The sequence below is a fragment of the Isoptericola sp. Y541 genome (genome assembly GCF_059445465.1).
In genome coordinates, this window is sequence record NZ_JCAIUJ010000009.1 from 42,874 (window position 1) to 59,399 (window position 16,526).

General features: G+C 73.4%; 16 protein-coding genes. 5 read left to right on the forward strand and 11 right to left on the reverse strand.

What is annotated here, in order from left to right; translation table 11 throughout:
* Positions 1 to 31: 31 nt before the first annotated feature.
* The gene (gene acnA, locus AC1C2V_RS17500; protein ID WP_495390917.1) at positions 32 to 2,797 is read right to left on the reverse strand and encodes an aconitate hydratase AcnA; all 2,766 of its coding nucleotides are present in this window, start codon (positions 2,795 to 2,797) and stop codon (positions 32 to 34) included.
* 253 nt (positions 2,798 to 3,050) lie between these two features.
* Here acnA and AC1C2V_RS17505 point away from each other — a divergent pair, with 253 nt between their 5' ends.
* On the forward strand, positions 3,051 to 3,857 hold the full coding sequence (locus AC1C2V_RS17505) for a DUF5701 family protein (protein WP_495390918.1): 807 nt from the start codon (positions 3,051 to 3,053) through the stop codon (positions 3,855 to 3,857).
* A gap of 53 nt (positions 3,858 to 3,910) precedes the next feature.
* Here AC1C2V_RS17505 and AC1C2V_RS17510 read toward each other — a convergent pair whose 3' ends face one another.
* Both AC1C2V_RS17510 and AC1C2V_RS17515 read right to left on the reverse strand, forming a co-directional pair.
* Complete coding sequence (locus AC1C2V_RS17510; RefSeq protein WP_495390919.1) at positions 3,911 to 5,212, reverse strand: class I SAM-dependent RNA methyltransferase; 1,302 nt, start codon at positions 5,210 to 5,212, stop codon at positions 3,911 to 3,913.
* Between the two features lie 43 nt (positions 5,213 to 5,255).
* The gene (locus AC1C2V_RS17515; protein ID WP_495390920.1) at positions 5,256 to 7,256 is read right to left on the reverse strand and encodes an APC family permease; all 2,001 of its coding nucleotides are present in this window, start codon (positions 7,254 to 7,256) and stop codon (positions 5,256 to 5,258) included.
* A gap of 115 nt (positions 7,257 to 7,371) precedes the next feature.
* Here AC1C2V_RS17515 and AC1C2V_RS17520 point away from each other — a divergent pair, with 115 nt between their 5' ends.
* Both AC1C2V_RS17520 and AC1C2V_RS17525 read left to right on the forward strand, forming a co-directional pair.
* Complete coding sequence (locus AC1C2V_RS17520) at positions 7,372 to 8,025, forward strand: potassium channel family protein (protein ID WP_495391000.1); 654 nt, start codon at positions 7,372 to 7,374, stop codon at positions 8,023 to 8,025.
* A complete protein-coding gene (locus AC1C2V_RS17525) occupies positions 8,025 to 8,816 on the forward strand; it encodes a potassium channel family protein (protein WP_495390921.1) in 792 nt (263 codons plus the stop codon). The genes AC1C2V_RS17520 and AC1C2V_RS17525 overlap by 1 nt, the downstream gene beginning before the upstream one ends.
* Here AC1C2V_RS17525 and AC1C2V_RS17530 read toward each other — a convergent pair.
* The 4 genes from AC1C2V_RS17530 to dut form a co-directional block, all read right to left on the reverse strand.
* Positions 8,804 to 9,577, reverse strand: a complete 774-nt coding sequence (locus tag AC1C2V_RS17530) for a DUF3159 domain-containing protein (RefSeq protein ID WP_495390922.1) — start codon at positions 9,575 to 9,577, stop codon at positions 8,804 to 8,806. The genes AC1C2V_RS17525 and AC1C2V_RS17530 overlap by 13 nt on opposite strands.
* 65 nt (positions 9,578 to 9,642) lie before the next feature.
* On the reverse strand, positions 9,643 to 10,011 hold the full coding sequence (locus AC1C2V_RS17535; RefSeq protein ID WP_495390923.1) for an OB-fold nucleic acid binding domain-containing protein: 369 nt from the start codon (positions 10,009 to 10,011) through the stop codon (positions 9,643 to 9,645).
* A 46-nt stretch (positions 10,012 to 10,057) separates the two neighbouring features.
* Positions 10,058 to 10,831, reverse strand: coding sequence for a DUF3710 domain-containing protein (locus AC1C2V_RS17540; RefSeq protein WP_495390924.1), 774 nt, complete (start codon positions 10,829 to 10,831; stop codon positions 10,058 to 10,060).
* A gap of 154 nt (positions 10,832 to 10,985) precedes the next feature.
* Complete coding sequence (dut, locus tag AC1C2V_RS17545; protein ID WP_495390925.1) at positions 10,986 to 11,486, reverse strand: dUTP diphosphatase; 501 nt, start codon at positions 11,484 to 11,486, stop codon at positions 10,986 to 10,988.
* A gap of 52 nt (positions 11,487 to 11,538) precedes the next feature.
* Between dut and AC1C2V_RS17550 the strand changes: the two genes are divergently transcribed.
* The gene (locus tag AC1C2V_RS17550) at positions 11,539 to 12,009 is read left to right on the forward strand and encodes a DUF3093 domain-containing protein (RefSeq protein ID WP_495390926.1); all 471 of its coding nucleotides are present in this window, start codon (positions 11,539 to 11,541) and stop codon (positions 12,007 to 12,009) included.
* Positions 12,010 to 12,145: 136 nt separating this feature from the next.
* Here AC1C2V_RS17550 and AC1C2V_RS17555 read toward each other — a convergent pair whose 3' ends face one another.
* The 3 genes from AC1C2V_RS17555 to AC1C2V_RS17565 form a co-directional block, all read right to left on the reverse strand.
* Positions 12,146 to 12,445, reverse strand: a complete 300-nt coding sequence (locus AC1C2V_RS17555) for a DUF4193 domain-containing protein (protein ID WP_495390927.1) — start codon at positions 12,443 to 12,445, stop codon at positions 12,146 to 12,148.
* Positions 12,446 to 12,719: 274 nt separating this feature from the next.
* Positions 12,720 to 13,571, reverse strand: a complete 852-nt coding sequence (locus tag AC1C2V_RS17560) for an inositol monophosphatase family protein (protein ID WP_495391001.1) — start codon at positions 13,569 to 13,571, stop codon at positions 12,720 to 12,722.
* 65 nt (positions 13,572 to 13,636) lie between these two features.
* Positions 13,637 to 14,299 (reverse strand): trimeric intracellular cation channel family protein, encoded by a 663-nt coding sequence (locus AC1C2V_RS17565; RefSeq protein WP_495390928.1) that lies wholly within the window; start codon positions 14,297 to 14,299, stop codon positions 13,637 to 13,639.
* Between the two features lie 161 nt (positions 14,300 to 14,460).
* Between AC1C2V_RS17565 and sepH the strand changes: the two genes are divergently transcribed.
* The gene (sepH, locus tag AC1C2V_RS17570) at positions 14,461 to 15,699 is read left to right on the forward strand and encodes a septation protein SepH (protein WP_495390929.1); all 1,239 of its coding nucleotides are present in this window, start codon (positions 14,461 to 14,463) and stop codon (positions 15,697 to 15,699) included.
* Positions 15,700 to 15,845: 146 nt separating this feature from the next.
* Here the strand turns inward: sepH and AC1C2V_RS17575 are convergent, their stop codons facing one another.
* Positions 15,846 to 16,520 (reverse strand): thymidine kinase, encoded by a 675-nt coding sequence (locus AC1C2V_RS17575; protein WP_495390930.1) that lies wholly within the window; start codon positions 16,518 to 16,520, stop codon positions 15,846 to 15,848.
* Positions 16,521 to 16,526 lie beyond the last annotated feature (6 nt).

Below are 16,526 nucleotides of genomic sequence, written 5' to 3' on the forward strand. Positions count from 1 at the left end.
CCGCGAGGAGGGACGGGGCGCCGTCGAGGGATCAGGCGACGAGCGAGCGCAGCACGTACTGCAGGATGCCGCCGTTGCGGTAGTAGTCCGCCTCACCCGGGGTGTCGATGCGCACCACGGCGTCGAACTCGACGACCGAGCCGTCGCCCGTGGTGGCCGTGACCTTGACCGTCTCCGGGGTGTCGCCGTCGTTCAGCGCGGCGATGCCTGCGACGTCGAACGTCTCGGTGCCGTCCAGTCCCAGCGTCTCGGCGTTCTTGCCCGCCGGGAACTGCAGCGGCAGCACGCCCATGCCGATGAGGTTGGAGCGGTGGATGCGCTCGAACGACTCGGTGATGACGGCCTTGACACCCAGCAGCGCGGTGCCCTTGGCGGCCCAGTCGCGCGACGAGCCGGAGCCGTACTCCTTGCCGCCCAGCACGACGAGCGGGGTGCCCTGCGCCGCGTAGTCCTGCGCCGCGTCGTAGATGGTGTCCTGGGCGTTCTTCACGAAGTTGAACGTGAAGCCGCCCTCGACGCCGTCCAGCAGCTGGTTCTTGAGGCGGATGTTCGCGAACGTGCCGCGGATCATGACCTCGTGGTTGCCGCGGCGGGAGCCGTAGGAGTTGAAGTCACGACGACCCACGCCGTGCTCGGCCAGGTACACCCCGGCCGGGCTGTCCGCCTTGATGGAGCCGGCGGGCGAGATGTGGTCGGTCGTGACGGAGTCGCCCAGCTTGGCGAGCACGCGGGCGCCCGAGATGTCCGCCACCGGCGCGGGCTCGGCGCCCATGCCCTCGAAGTACGGGGGCTTGCGCACGTAGGTGGACTCGGGGTCCCAGGAGAACGTGTCGCCCTCCGGGGTCTCCAGCGCGCGCCACCGGTCGTCGCCGGTGAACACGTCGGCGTAGTCCTTGGTGAACATGCCGCGGTCGATCGACGAGTCGATCGTCGCCTGGACCTCCTCCGGCGTCGGCCAGATGTCCGCGAGGAAGATCGGGTTTCCGGCCTCGTCACGACCCAGCGGGTCGGACTCGAAGTCGAACTCCATGGTGCCCGCCAGCGCGTACGCGATGACCAGCGGCGGCGACGCGAGGTAGTTCATCTTCACGTCGGGGTTGATGCGCCCCTCGAAGTTGCGGTTGCCCGACAGGACCGAGACGACGGACAGGTCGTGCTCGCCCACCGCCTCGGAGATCTTCTCGTCGAGCGGGCCGGAGTTGCCGATGCAGGTACCGCAGCCGTAGCCGACCAGGTGGAAGCCGAGCTTCTCCAGGTACGGCCACATGCCGGCCTTCTCGTAGTAGTTCGTCACGACCTGCGAGCCGGGCGCCATCGAGGTCTTGACCCACGGCTTGGACGCGAGGCCCTTCTCGACGGCCTTCTTCGCCAGGAGCCCCGCCGCGAGCATGACCGACGGGTTCGAGGTGTTGGTGCACGACGTGATCGACGCGATCGCGACCGCGCCGTGGAACAGGTCGAACTGCTTGCCCTCGCTGTCGGTGACGGGCACCGTGCGGTGGCCGTTGGCGTGGATCGCGGGCGAGTCGGAGGCCGGGAACGACTCCTTCTCGGCCTCATCGACGGCGTCGGTGACCTCGGGCGCGTAGGCCGGCAGGTCGCGGCGGAACGCGGCCTTGGCGTTCGACAGCTCGATGCGGTCCTGCGGGCGCTTCGGGCCGGCGATCGACGGCACGACGGTGCCGAGGTCCAGCTCGAGGTACTCGGAGAACTTCGGCTGGACGTAGCCGTCGGAGGTCGGGTCGAGCCACAGACCCTGCTCCTTGGCGTACGCCTCGACGAGCGCGACCTGCTCGTCGCTGCGGCCGGTCAGGCGCAGGTAGTCGAGGGTGACGTCGTCGATCGGGAAGATCGCGGCGGTGGAGCCGAACTCGGGGCTCATGTTGCCGATGGTGGCGCGGTTCGCCAGCGGCACCTGGGCGACGCCGGCACCGTAGAACTCGACGAACTTCCCGACGACGCCGTGCTGGCGCAGTATCTGGGTGATCGTGAGCACGACGTCGGTCGCGGTGACCCCCGCCGGGATGGAGCCCGACAGCTTGAAGCCGACGACGCGCGGGATGAGCATCGAGACGGGCTGGCCCAGCATGGCCGCCTCGGCCTCGATACCGCCGACGCCCCAGCCCAGCACGCCGAGGCCGTTGACCATCGTGGTGTGCGAGTCGGTGCCGACGCAGGTGTCGGGGTAGGCGCGCAGCACCTTCTGCCCGTCGACCTCCACCTCGCGCGTCATGACCGTGCGCGCCAGGTACTCGATGTTGACCTGGTGCACGATGCCGGTGCCCGGGGGGACGACCTTGAAGTCGTCGAACGCCGTCTGGCCCCAGCGCAGGAACTGGTAGCGCTCGTGGTTGCGCTGGTACTCGAACTCGACGTTGCGCTGGAACGCGTCGGCGCGGCCTGCGACGTCGATCTGCACCGAGTGGTCGATGACCATCTCGGCGGGGGCGAGCGGGTTGATCTGCGACGGGTCGCCGCCCAGCTCGGCGACGGCCTCGCGCATCGTGGCGAGGTCGACGACGCAGGGCACGCCCGTGAAGTCCTGCATGATCACGCGGGCGGGCGTGAACTGGATCTCGGTGTCGGGCTGTGCGTCCGGGTCCCAGGACGCGACGGCGCGCACGTGGTCGGCGGTGATGTTGGCGCCGTCCTCGGTGCGCAGGAGGTTCTCGGCGAGGATCTTCAGGGAGTACGGGAGGCGCTCGGCGCCCTCGACGGCGGAGAGGCGGAAGATCTCATAGGCGTTCCCGCCGACCTCCAGCGATCCCTTCGATCCGAACGTGTCCACGCTGCTCACTACGGCTCCTTCTGCGGGGCTGACCGGCGGCAGGACCGTGCGCTCTGCGACGCGACGGTTCCGACGCCGTGATTCTGGGGGCTCCGCCCAGCGTACGCCGGGCGCCTGATCAGCATAGCTCATATATCTTGACATCAAGATATCTCGTGACAGGCCCCGGCCGGACCAGGTACCGCCCATTTCCGTACGGCGAACGGGAACAAGACCGGCGGCCCGGGCGTTGCGCTGCTGCCCTCGACCGGAAGGACGCCCGATGCCGTCACCCGCCCCGTCGACCGCCACCACCTCCGCCACGCCGTCCGCCAGCTCAGCCAGCTCAGCCAGCTCAGCCAGCTCAGCCAGCTCAGCCAGCTCAGCCAGCTCAGCCACGCAGCCGCCCGCCCTCGCACCGATCACGGAGCAGGCCGAGAGGCTGATCGCTCTCGGCGTCGTGGCTCCCGACGGCGGTGGTCCCGGCGGCGGTCCTGGCCTGTCCCCTGCCGAGCTCCGCGACGCCGCGTCGGCCCTCGAGGCCACCGCCCCGGCGGGCTCCCTGCTCGTCGTGCATCCGCGCCTGCTGCCGCCGTCGCGCCTCGCGCCCCACCTGCGCCTGCCCTCGAGCGACCGCGGCACGCCGGTCGAGCGCGAGGGCTTCGTCGTCGTGGACATGCCGGACGTGGACGACTTCGCGCCCACGGGTGGCGTCGACGTGCCCGACGCCGACGTCTACGCGGTCACCCGCCTCGTCCGCGGCGACGACCTGGCGAACTGGTCGCCCGAGGAGGCCGAGCCCGAGGTCGCGGCCCGGGGCCGCAGCCCGCTCACGCTGACCGAGGGCGTGCACTGGGTGCTGCAGTCCCCCGACGCTCTCACCCGGAACCACTGCTTCATGACGATCGGCTCCCGCCTGCGGCGCGCGAACGGGAGCTACGACGCCCGCACGCCCGCGATCTGGATCTCGAACGGCACGGGACGCGACGGGAGCGCGCGCCGCGGCGCGCCCAAGGTCGGCTGGTGCTGGTGGCGCAACCGCCACACGTGGCTCGGCTTCGCCTCCACCGCCGGCCGCGTCACCCGCTGAGCGCGACCGCGGCACGCGGCGCGACGGCAGCGCACGGGTTCAGCGCAGGAGGCTCACCGTTCGAGGACGGCCACACACTCCACGTGGTGCGTCATGGGAAACAGGTCGAACGCGCGCAGACCGGTCAGCTCGTAGCCGTGCCCAGCGAAGTAGGCGATGTCGCGGGCCAGCGCCGCGGGGTCGCAGGCGGCGTAGACGACGCGGCGCGGCGCCCGCTCGGCGATCCCGTCGACGACGGCCCGGCCCGCACCCACGCGCGGCGGGTCGAGCACGACGACGTCGGCGTTCCCGACGCCCCCGGCGGCGTCGCCCAGCACCTCGTCGACCGCGCCGAGGTGCAGCTCCACCTGTGGCAGGTCGTGCGCGTTGCGACGCGCGTCCTTGACGGCCCCGGGGTCGCCCTCGACCGCGACGACGCGGCCCGAGCCGCCGACGGCGGCCGCGAGCGGCAGGCTGAACAGGCCGGCACCCGCGTACAGGTCGAGCACCGTCTCGCCGGAGGCGTCCGCCCGGCCGCCGAGCACGGCGTCCAGCACGGCACCCGTGAGGAGGTCGGGCGCCGCCCGGTGCACCTGCCAGAAGCCGTCGGCGGCCACGCGGTACCGGTGCTCGGCGCCGCCCGCCCGCACGGTCTCGATCACGGCGCGGCGGGCGTTGGGCCGCGTGTCGGCGCGGCCGCGGCGCCACGGCGCGTCGTCGACCAGCAGCATCGGCTCGGTCCCGCCCTCGGGCGCGACGAGTTCCAGCCGGGCGCCCGGGCGCCACCGGCGCGTCCACACCCCTTCGGCGTCGGCGAGCGCCGCGACGGCGTCGGTGGCCAGCGGCATGCCCGCCAGGGGCACGATGTCGTGCGAGCGGAACCGGCGCATGCCCACCCGGCCCTCGGCGTCGGCGACCAGGTCGATGCGGGTGCGGTAGCCCAGGCCGCCGCGCTCGACGTCGCCCGGCGCCGCCTCGACCTCGACCTCGCGCTCGATCCGGGCCAGCCGCCGCAGCTGCTCCTCGACGACCCCGGCCTTCCAGCGCCACTGCGCGGGCAGCGCCACGTGAGCGAGCTCACCGCCGCCCACACCGCCCGGACCGGCCTCGGGCCACGCCGACGGCACCCGGTCGGGCGACGCGTCGAGCACCTCGACGGCGTCCGCCCGCCAGAACCGCGACCCGGTCTCGGTGACGCGGGCGCGCACGCGCTCGCCCGGCAGGGTGTGCCGCACGAAGACGACGCGGCCGTCGAGCCTGGCCACGCAGTGCCCGCCGTGGGCGACGGGCCCGATCTCGAGCTCGACCTCGCGGCCCACCTCCGGGTCGGGGGCGGTCGGTCGAGGGCGCGGCGCAGAACGGCGGGGGCGAGGCATGGTCACTATTCTCCCCCGGGCGGCCCCGCAGTCAGAACCGCGGTCAGAACAGGGGGCCGCGCGGCGGCAACGCCGTGCCCTCCAGGCCCGTCTGCCCGGCCGAGGACGACAGCTGCCACGGCACCGACGCCACCACGACGCCGGGGGTGAACAGCAGCCGCCCCTTGAGCCGCAGCGCCGACTGGTTGTGCAGCGCCTGCTCCCACCAGTGCCCGACCACGTACTCGGGGATGTACACGACCACCAGGTCGCGCGGGGAGTCGCGCCGCACGGAGCGCACGTACTTGAGCACCGGGCGCGTGATCTCGCGGAACGGGGAGTCGAGCACCCGCAGCGGCACGGGCAGGTCGAGCGCCTCCCACTTGGCGCGCAGGTCGGCGATCTCCTCCGCGTCCACGCCCACGGTCACGGCCTCCAGCACCGACGGCCGCGACGCCCGCGCATAGGCGAGCGCCCGCATCGTCGGCTTGTGGATCTTGGAGACCAGCACGATGGCGTGCACGCGGCTGGGCAGGGCGCGCGAGCCCGCCACGTCGTCGAGCTCCAGCTCGGCGCGCACCCGCGCGTAGTGCGCCGAGATGGCGCGCATGAGGCCGAACAGCACCGCCATCGCGAGGATGGTGATCCACGCGCCGTGCGTGAACTTCGTGGCGAGCACGATGACGAGCACGGTGGCCGTCATGACGAACCCGACCCCGTTGACCACGCGCGACCGCTGCATCCGCGAGCGCTCCCGGGGGTCGGGCTCCTTGCGCAGCGCCCGCGTCCAGTGCCGCAGCATGCCGAGCTGGGAGAGCGTGAACGAGACGAACACGCCCACGATGTACAGCTGGATCAGCCGCGTCACCTGGGCGTCGAAGGCCAGGATGAGCACGATCGCGGCGACGGCGAGCGTGATGATCCCGTTGGAGAACGCGAGCCTGTCCCCGCGCGTGTGCAGCTGGCGCGGCAGGAAGCCGTCCTTGGCCAGGATCGAACCGAGCACCGGAAAGCCGTTGAACGCGGTGTTGGCCGCGAGCACCAAGATCAGCCCGGTGACGATCGAGATGGCCACGAACGCGGGGGTGAAACCCTGGAACACGGCCTCGGCGAGCTGGCTGATCACCGGGTGCTGGTTGTAGTCCTCCGGCAGCGGCCGCCCGCCGGAGGTCAGCTGGTCGTGTGCGTCCTCGACGTACTTCACGCCGGTGGCCTGCGCCAGCAGGAGGATCGAGAACATCATCGTGGCGGAGATGCCGCCCAGCAGCGCGAGCGTCGTGGCGGCGTTGCGCGACTTCGGCTTGCGGAACGCCGGGACGCCGTTGCTGATGGCCTCGACGCCGGTGAGGGCCGCGCAGCCGGACGCGAAGGCCCGCGCCAGCAGGAAGGCGCCCGCCAGCCCGGTGAGCCCCTGGTCGAAACCCGCCTCGGGGGCGATCTCGAACCCGGCGCTCTCCGCGAGCGGGAGGTCGCCGGCGAAGTACCGGATCGCGCCGACCACGGCGAGCAGGCCGATGAGCGCCATGAAGCAGTACGTCGGGACGGCGAAGAACGTGCCCGACTCGCGCACGCCGCGCAGGTTCATCACCGTGAGCACCACGACGACGGCCACGGCGAACAGCGCCTCGTGCCCGCGCAGGAACGGCAGCGCCGACGCCGCGTACTGGGCTCCCGAGGAGATCGACACGGCCACGGTGAGCACGTAGTCCACCAGGAGGGCCGACGCGACGCCGATGCCGGCCGTCGGCCCGAGATTCGTCGTCGCGACCTCGTAGTCGCCGCCGCCCGAGGGGTACGCGCGCACGTTCTGCCGGTAGGAGGACACCACCACCAGCAGCACGACGACCACGCCCAGCCCGACCCACGGGGAGACCGTCGTCGCGGCGATGCCGGCGACGGCCAGGGTCAGGAGGATCTCGTCCGGCGCGTACGCCACCGACGACAGCGCGTCCGAGGCGAAGACGGGCAGCGCGACGCGTTTGGGCAGGAGCGTGCGGCCCAGGTTCTCGCTGCGCACGGGGCGTCCGAGAAGGAGCCGTTTGGCAGCGTCCGCGATGTCCGACACGTCGAGCAATGCTATGCCCAGCCGGGCACCCCGGCGCGGCCCGGCCCCGCGGGGATCCGACGTGAGGACCGGCGCCCTCGCGAGGTATAGCGTTTCGCTCGTGCACTTCGTCATCATGGGCTGCGGCCGCGTCGGGTCGACCCTCGCGCAGACGATCGAGTCCCGGGGTCATTCCGTGGCCGTCGTCGACCAGAACCCCGAGTCGTTCCGCCGCCTCCCGGCCGGCTTCTCCGGGCAGAAGGTCACCGGGGTGGGCTTCGACCGCGACACCCTGGTCCAGGCCGGCATCGAGGACACCTACGCCTTCGCTGCCGTGTCCGACGGCGACAACTCGAACGTCCTCGCGGCGCGCGTCGCGCGCGAGACGTACGGCGTCGAGAACGTCGTGGCCCGCATCTACGACCCACAGCGGGCGGAGATCTACCAGCGGCTCGGCATCCCGACCGTCGCGACGGTGCGGTGGACGGCCGACCAGGTACTGCGCCGGATGCTTCCCCTGGGCGCGACCGACGAGTACCGCGACCCGTCCGGGCGGGTGCGCCTCGCCCAGGTCGACTACCACCCCGGCTGGGCCGGCGTCGCGGTGCACCGCATCGAGTCGGCCACCGGGGCGCGCGTGGCATTCCTGTCCCGCTACACCGACGGCGTCCTGGCCACCCCCGCCACCGTGCTGCAGGAGAACGACGAGCTCCACGTCCTCATGCGCACCGATGACGCGGCCGCCGTCGAACGGGTCCTGACCCACGAGCCCCTGCAGCAGGACAGCTGATGCGGGTCGTCGTCGCCGGCGCCGGATCGGTCGGCCGGTCGATCGCTCGCGAGCTGCTCTCGCACGACCACGAGGTCGTGCTCATCGACAAGAACCCCACGGCGATGCGGGTGGCGCAGGTGCCGGAGGCGGACTGGCTGCTCGCCGACGCGTGCGAGCTGTCCTCGCTCGAGGCCGCCGATGTCACCAGCGCGGACGTCGTCGTGGGGGCCACGGGAGACGACAAGGCCAACCTCGTGTTCTCACTGCTGTGCAAGACGGAGTTCGGGGTGCCGCGCACGGTCGCGCGCGTCAACAACCCGAAGAACGAGTGGATGTTCGACGGCTCGTGGGGCGTCGACGTCGCGGTCTCGACCCCGCGCATCATGACGGCCATGGTCGAGGAGGCCGTGGCCGTGGGCGACCTGGTGCGGATCTTCACGTTCCACCAGTCCGGGGCCGACATCGTCGAGATGACGCTCCCGACCGACTCCCCGCTCGTGGGATCCCGCGTCGGCGCGGTCCTGTGGCCCGCGGACACCGTACTCGCGTGCGTCGTGCGCGGCTCGCAGCCGCTCGCGCCCACCATGGACGACACGCTTGAGGCCGGCGACGAGCTGGTGCTCGTCATGGGCAGCCAGGTGGACGAGCAGGCACTCCAGCGGCTCCTGCGGCACGGTGCCCCGGACGTGCCCGTCGTCCCCGCCATCGAGGACGCGCGGCCCGTCGAGGACGGAGCACCGCTCGTCGGGCCAGAGCAGCTCGCACCCGGGCGGGACGCACCCGGGCGGGACGACGCTCAGGAGAGCTGAGCCCCGGGCGACGGTGCGGGGGACGGCCGCGTCTCGTGCGCCCCGCGCACCACGACCCACGTGAGCCAGAGCACGAGGCCCCAGAGCGGGACGCCCAGCACCAGGTGGGCCGTGCCCAGCCAGCCGATGTCGCCCGCGAAGTACAGCGGCACCTTCACGGCCAGGCGCACGGCGAACAGGCCGGCCCAGAACCAGGTGGCGATCGCGTAGCGGCGCACGAGGGCCGGGTCCTTGCGCCACGCGACCATCCCTGCGAAGGGGCTCGGCGTGGGCTCCTCGACCTGGGCTCCCGGCGAGTCGTCGGCGGCGGGCCGGTCGTCGGGATCGGCGGCTCGCCCGCCGTCCCCGCGGGCGCGGTCGGCCGCGACATCGGCGAACCCCGACCGGACGGACTCGACCACGAGGCCGACGACGGGCCAGCGCACCGCGAGGGAGACGAGGATCGCGACGAGGTAGGCGGCGTTGGTCCACAGTCCCCACGCGTAGAAGTCCTCCGCCTCGCCGGAACGCCACGCCCAGAACACGCCCACGCCGATGCCGAGGAGGCCACCGAGGGCCTGGGTCACCGGGGTGCGCTGGGCGAGGCGGGCGACGACCGCGACGAGCGCCGCCGCGACCGACGCGCCGAGCGCCCAGCTCAGGTCGGACGTGATGACGTAGACGACCACGAAGACCAGCCCGGGGGCCACGGCCTCGATGACGCCGCGGACGCCACCCACGGCCTGGGCGAACGAGAACGACTCGCCCGTCACGGCGCGCACGCCGCGACCCTCCGCGGCGCCGGGGGTCGCGCCCGTCCCATCGCCCGCCGGGCGTGACCCGCCGCTCACTCGCCGGCCCGCGCGCGCAGTTCGTACCGCGGGTTGAACATGGTGCGCCGGCCGTCGACGTCGGACACCATCCCGTCGACGCGGATGCGCCTGCCGGGGTCGATGCCGGCGATCGACCGGCGGCCGAGCCACACCAGATCGAGGGACCCGGAGCCGTCGAACAGCTCGGCCTCGACCGTCGGGACACCCTCGCGCGGCCGCAGGACCACGGAGCGAAGCACGCCCGCCACGCTCGCCCGGCGCCGGTCGCCGAGCTCGGAGACGGCGGTGCAGTCGCGGTGCGTGGCGGCCTCGTGCCGCTCCTCGTCCGCGGCGACCTCGTCGGCCGACGCCAGCGCGTGCTGGACGGCGGTGCGCAGTGACATCAGTGCTCCATGCTCGTGATCGGCCGGTGACCCATGTCGTGGATCCTCAGCGGATCTCGGTGATCTCGGGCCCGCGGGTCAGCGGGTCGAAGGAGGGAGTCTCCGGGGCCGCGTCCTCCGGACCGCCCGAGGGAGCGCCCGTGGGGCCGTCGCCCTGGCGGGCGTTCTTGGGCAACGTCAGCGTGAGCAGGTCGCGGGGCGGACGCGGGTTGGCGTCCCGCACGACGACGACGTTGGCGAACACCGACTCGAGCGCCTTGGCCGCCTCGGCGTCGACCGCCGCCCGCCCCGACAGGACGCCGCGCAGGAACCAGCGCGGCCCGTCGAAGCCGATGAAGCGGGCGGGGCGCACGGCCGGCTGGCCCTCGGGCCCGGTCGCGGGGATGCGCGCGATCAGCTCGCGCCCGAAAGGCCCCGGCACGTCGTCCACGGTGCCGCCCTGGCGGGTGATGGACGAGCCGATCTCGGCGCGCACCTCGTCCCAGATGCCCTCCGTCCGGGGGGCGGCGAAGGCCTGCAACTGGAGGCCCGAGCCGCCGAGGGTCGCCGACACCCCAGTGACCTTCTGGGTCTTCTTGTCGACCTCCATGCGCAGCTCGAGGCCGGGCAGCACGGGTAGCCAGATCGCGCCGAGGTCGACGCGAGGGCCCATGCCCGTCACCTGGGAGGAGTCGAAGGGCCCACGGTCGGGGCGCCCGGCCGCGTCGGCCGCGTTGGCGCCGGAACCGACGCTCGAGTCGGCGGCCGAAGCGTCCTCGGCCGGCGTCTCGCCGGCGTCGTCGGCACCCTTCTTCGACGCGTTGCGCCGGAACAGCCCCACGGAGGATCTCCTTCTCGTCGTCCCAGATCGGTTGTGGCTCGATGACGGCTCGATGGTGGCCTGGTCGCGCCCAGCCGTGCTCGGGCGGTGCTCTGCCCGCACCTCCCACAGTAGACCGGTTCGGCGACGCCTCCGGTCCGTATCGGCGCCGCCGTCAGCGCCCGGCAAAACCGCCGCTCGACCCCAGGCCGCCCGCGCCCCGGTGCGAGCCCGGCAGCGTCGTCGCGACGAGGAACCGCGCGTGCTCCACGCGCTGCACCACGAGCTGGGCGACCCGGTCGCCGCGGCGCAGGTGCACCGGCTCGGTGACGTCGGTATTGAGGAGGATCACCTTGATCTCGCCGCGGTAGCCCGCGTCGATCGTCCCGGGGGCGTTCACCACGGTGACGCCGTGCTTGGCGGCCAGGCCCGAGCGCGGGTGCACGAAGGCCGCGTACCCGTCGGGCAGCGCGATCGCGACGCCCGTCGGGACCGTGACGCGCCCCTGCGGCGGGATCTCGACGTCGACCGTGGTCACCAGGTCGGCGCCCGCGTCCCCGGGGTGCGCGTACGCGGGGGTCGGGACGGCGTCGTCGAGCAGGGTCACGAGCACGTCCACGGTGCTGCCGTCGCCGCTCGAGTGATCGCTCACGGGCTGGCTGGAGGTGTCAGGCACCCGGGAAGCGTAGCCGACCCGGGGCGCACCGCGACCCTGGGATGATGGGGCCATGAGCGAGCCCCAGCCCGAGATCTCCCCTGTCACCGAACCGGCCTTCCGCGAGCGGCTCTCCCCCGGGCCGGCGGCCTGGTGCGGCGCCGTCGGGCTCGGCGTGATCGCGGCCGTGGCGCTGTGGCCCATGGCCCACGCGGTCGCCGTGGTCGTCGGCGCCCTGGTCGCCGCCGGGACGCTCACGGCGCTGATCGCGACCGCACCGGTGGTCGAGGTCGCCGGTGGTCGCCTGCGTGCCGGGAAGGCGCGGGTACCGCTCGACGTCCTGGGCGAGGTCACGACCCTGGCGAACGCCGACGAGATGCGCACCGCGCTCGGCCCCGCGCTCGACGCGCGGGCGTTCGTGTGCCTGCGCGCCTGGGCGCGCACCGGCGTGCAGGTCGAGCTCGACGACCCGCTCGACCCGACGCCGTACTGGCTCGTCTCGACGCGGCGGCCGCAGGAGCTCGCCGCCGCGCTCGCCCGCTGATCGACCCCGCATCGAGACCGCAACGACACCGCTCCCGACCCCGTACCCGGGGACGACGAAGGCCGTCACGTCCTTGACGTGACGGCCTGTGTCGTCCGTGGTGCTGGCGTGGTCGCCGACCGAAGGGGTGGGCTCGTCAGGCGGCGCACTCCGTGCAGACCATCTGCCCCTTCTTCTCGTAGGCCAGCTGGCTGCGGTGGTGGACGAGGAAGCAGCTCGTGCAGGTGAACTCGTCGGCCTGGCGGGGAAGGACGCGGACCGCGAGCTCCTCGCCGGACAGGTCGGCGCCAGGCAGCTCGAAGCCTTCCGCGGCCTCCGTCTCGTCCTCGTCGACGACACCCGACGACTTGTCGGAACGACGCGCCTGGAGCTCCTGGATCGAGTCCTGCTCCACGTCCTCGTCGTTCTTGCGGGGGGCGTCGTAGTCGGTTGCCATCTGTGGGGTCACGCTCCGTGGTCTCGGTATCGGTACGCGCTGATAATGCTCGGTGACCGGGTTTTGTTCCCGGTCGGCCCACGGATTGTGCACCATTTCGCGCGGACGCGCGACACCGCAGGCTGTTCCCCGCGTCACAGTGCCGCCATCGGCCTCTGACCTGCAACGACGCGGCCGGGAATGCCGTGTTCGCCCGCAGCGAGATGCGCCGGCTGACACGATTTTCGCCCCGGCCCAGATCGTCCCCGCGGGCGGCGAACCTCGCCAGCCGGCGTCAGTGCGCCGCGACGCCCTCCGGGCCGTCCGCGCCGGCCTCCTCGAGCACGCGCACGAGCTCGCCGACGATCGGCGCGGCGCCCGCGACCGTCATCGTCGAGCTCGGCCCGCGCCCGTGCAGACCGCCCACGACGGCACCCGCCTCCGCCGCCACGAGCCCGCCCGCGGCGACGTCCCACGGGTTGAGCCCCCGCTCGTAGTAGAGGTCGAGCGCGCCCTCCGCCAGGAGGCACAGGTCGATCGCCGCGGCGCCCAGCCGGCGGATGTCGCGCACCCGCGGCAGCACGCTCGCAAGGACCTGCGCCTGGTGCGCCCGGCGCCCGGCCTCGTACCCGAACCCGGTGCCCACCAGGGACGTTGCGAGCGCCGACGGCCGGTTGACCTGCAGCGTGCGCCCGTCGCGCTCCGCACCGCCGCCCCGGGCGGCCGTCCAGGTGCGCCCGTCCACGACCGAGTGCACGCAGCCCGCGAGGGCCGTCCAGCGCTCCGGGTCGGGCGGACCCGCGACGACCGCGACGGAGACGGCGTAGGAGCTCACCCCGTACAGGTAGTTCACGGTGCCGTCGATCGGGTCGAGCACCCAGGTGAGGCCCGACGTCCCGGGGACGTCGTCCCCCTCCTCGCCGAGGATCGCGTCGTCGGGCCGCTCGGCGGCGAGCCGCGCGCGCAGCAGCTCCTCCGACGCCCGGTCCATCGCCGTGACCGGGTCGACCGCGCTCGACTTCGTCGCGGCGACCTCGACCCGCTCCGGGCGCCCGTCGCGCACCAGCGCCCCGGCCTCGCGGGCCAGGCTGCGCGCGAGGTCGCGTAGCGCCTCGACGTCGATCGTCGCTTCGGTCCCTGCGTCGATCGTTGCTTCGATCCCGGTGTCGTCGTTGTCGTCGCTGGTCGGGGCGCCCGCTCGTTGTTCCACGCCTACATCCTGCCTGACCCTCGCCCCCACCGGGCGGTCCAGCCAGGGCCGGCGGGCGGCACCGTCCACCCACGGGCGAGGGACAACAGCCGGAAGCCGAAAACCAGAGCCACCACCCCGAGCGCCGTCCAGAGCTGGAGCGCGTCCAGCTTCCACAGCGCGGCCGTGATACCCGCCCCGACCAGCGCCGGCACGGCGTACAGCTGACGGCCGGCGAAGACCAGCGGCACCTCGCCCACGAGCACGTCGCGCAGGACCCCGCCGCCCACCGCCGTGAGGACGCCCACCACGACGGAGGCGAGGACACCCACCCCGAGCTCGAGCGACTTCGTGGTGCCCTGCAGCACGAACAGCGCGAGGGCCGCGGCGTCGAGCACCAGGACCGACCGGCGCATGCGCTCCAGGCCTGGATGGAATAAGAAGATGATCACGCCCGCCGCGAGCGCCGCGGTGACGAGCCGCCAGCTCGCGATACCGACCGGCGGGGTGTCGCCGATGAGGACGTCGCGCAGGATCCCGCCGCCGAGGCCGGTGACCCACGCGAGGACGAGCACCCCGAACGCGTCGAACCGCTTGCGCACAGCGGCGAGCCCGCCGGAGACCGCGGCGACGAACACCGCGACGAGCTCGAGCAGGGAGACCGGCCCGGAGGCGAACGCGTCCACGGGACGTCATCCTCCCAGGCTCACGGCGGCCGGGCCCGCGCAGCGCGTCAATCGGCGGCACACCGACGCGCCTGCGTCCCGCGTCCCTATGCCGGTGGCACTCTCGAACAGGCGGAGGCGCGGGAGCTGCGACCCGCAGGTGTGACCCTGAGGGAGGAAGCATGGCCGAGCTGGAGCTCGTGAGGCTGCACGAGGACGGTGAGCGGCTGGTTCTGCGCGGACCCGACGGCGCCCAGAGCACGCTGCCCGTCACGGACGCGCTGCGTGCCGCGGTGCGCAGGGACCGCCCGCGCACGGAGGCGCTGCGCGCCCAGGCCCCGACGACCATGCGCCCGCGCGACATGCAGGTACGCCTGCGCGCGGGCGCGTCGGCCGAGGAGCTGGCGGAGGAGTCCGGCCTGTCCGTCGAGCACGTGCAGCGCTACGAGTGGCCCGTCGTGGCCGAGCGCGAGTACGCCGTCGGGCAGGTGCGGGCGCACCGGCTCCCGGGCGACGACGAGACGACGACGCTGGGCGAGGTCGCCGACACGCGGCTCGCCGCGCGCGGGGTGCCCACCGCGGAGGCCCGCTGGTCCGCCCGGCGGGAGGGCACCGCGCCGTGGGTCGTCGAGGTGCGGTTCTCCGCCGGCGACCGCGACCGATCCGCTCGCTGGACGTACGACCCCAAGGGGCGCGTCGTCACGCCGCTCGACGACGAGGCACGCTGGCTCGGCCAGCCGGACGACCCCGTCTCGCCCGACGTGCTCGGCGTGCCCTCCGCAAACGGCCGGGGCGGGTACCCCGGCCCGGGCGCACGGGCCTCCTCGCCGCGCCGGCATGTCGGGGACGACACCACGGCCCTCCTGCTCGACGACCTCGCGGGCCGACGCGGACAGCGTTCGGCCGACCGTCCCCGCTCCCCTGCCGCATCCCGCGACCACGACGACCGCAGCGAGGCGATACCGGAGGTGCCCCTCGGCTTCGTCACCGCACCGTCCCCCGGCCGCCCGACCGCCCCTGCCGGGGGCACCGACGAGACCGAGGGGACGGCCGAACCCTCCGGGGCGAGCGTCGTCGACCTCGGGTCGCGCCGTGCGGGCCTGCGCACCTCACCCCCGGAACGGTCCGGCCATCCCGCGGGCGGACGAAGCCCCGTGCCCTCCACGCTCCCCCCGTCCGACGACGGCGACGGTCGCCCCGCGGGCGCCACCGAGCGCGAGGCGCGCGAGCCGAGCTCGGACGACGTCGTCGACGACGCGCCGCCGCCCAGCGGTCCTCCCGGCCAGGGAGCACAGGGGCCGCAGCCGGCCGCGCCGGCGCCGCGCAACGACAAGCCCGTACGCCGGGCCGGGCGCAAGGGCCGGGCGCAGGTGCCCAGCTGGGACGAGATCGTCTTCGGCGGCGGCCGCCCCTCGTCCTGAACGGCCCGCCCGCTGGTTGAGCTTTTCGGAACCCGCTGGTTGAACTTGTCGAAACCCGCTGGTTGAGCAGGTTTCGACAGGCTTAACCAGCGTGCGTGCTGGTCGACCAGGTTTCGACCCTTCGACAAGCTCAGGACGGCGCACGCTCAACCGGCGGCGTGACCCAGGTCCAGCTGGCCGGTGGTCGCCGACCGCCGCCTGGCGTCCGAGGCGGTCATGCGTCGCATGTGGTGGCGCCGGCACAGCACCTCGTAGGAGACGGGGCCGCCGTCGGGCGCGCCGGCCTCGCCGGCCAGGACGTCGCCCACCACCACCTGGTCGCCCTCGACCACCATGACGCCGCCCACGGTGCGCGCATTGTGCGTGGCCCGGGCGCCGCACCAGCACAGCGACCGGACCTGTAGCTCCTCGACGCGGTCGGCCAGCTCGATGAAACGCGCCGCCCCGGGGAAGAGCCGGGTGCGGAAGTCGGTGGTGATCCCGAAGGCGAACACGTCGAGCTCGACCTCGTCGACCAGGCGGGCCAGCTGCTCGACCTGCGCCGGGGAGTAGAACTGCGCCTCGTCGCACACGAGGTAGTCCACGAGCCGGCCGGCCTGCCGCTCGGCGACCACGACGTCCCAGAAGTCCGTGCCGTCGGTGACCTCCCGGGCGTCGACCTCGAGCCCCAGGCGCGAGGACAGGCGCGCCGCGCCGGCGCGGTCGTCCCGCGTGAAGATCAGCCCGGAGCGGCCGCGCGCCGCGTGGTTGTGGTCGGTCTGCAGGGCCAGCGTCGACTTGCCGCTGTCCATGGTCCCGGAGAAGAAGACGAGCTCGGCCATGGGCCA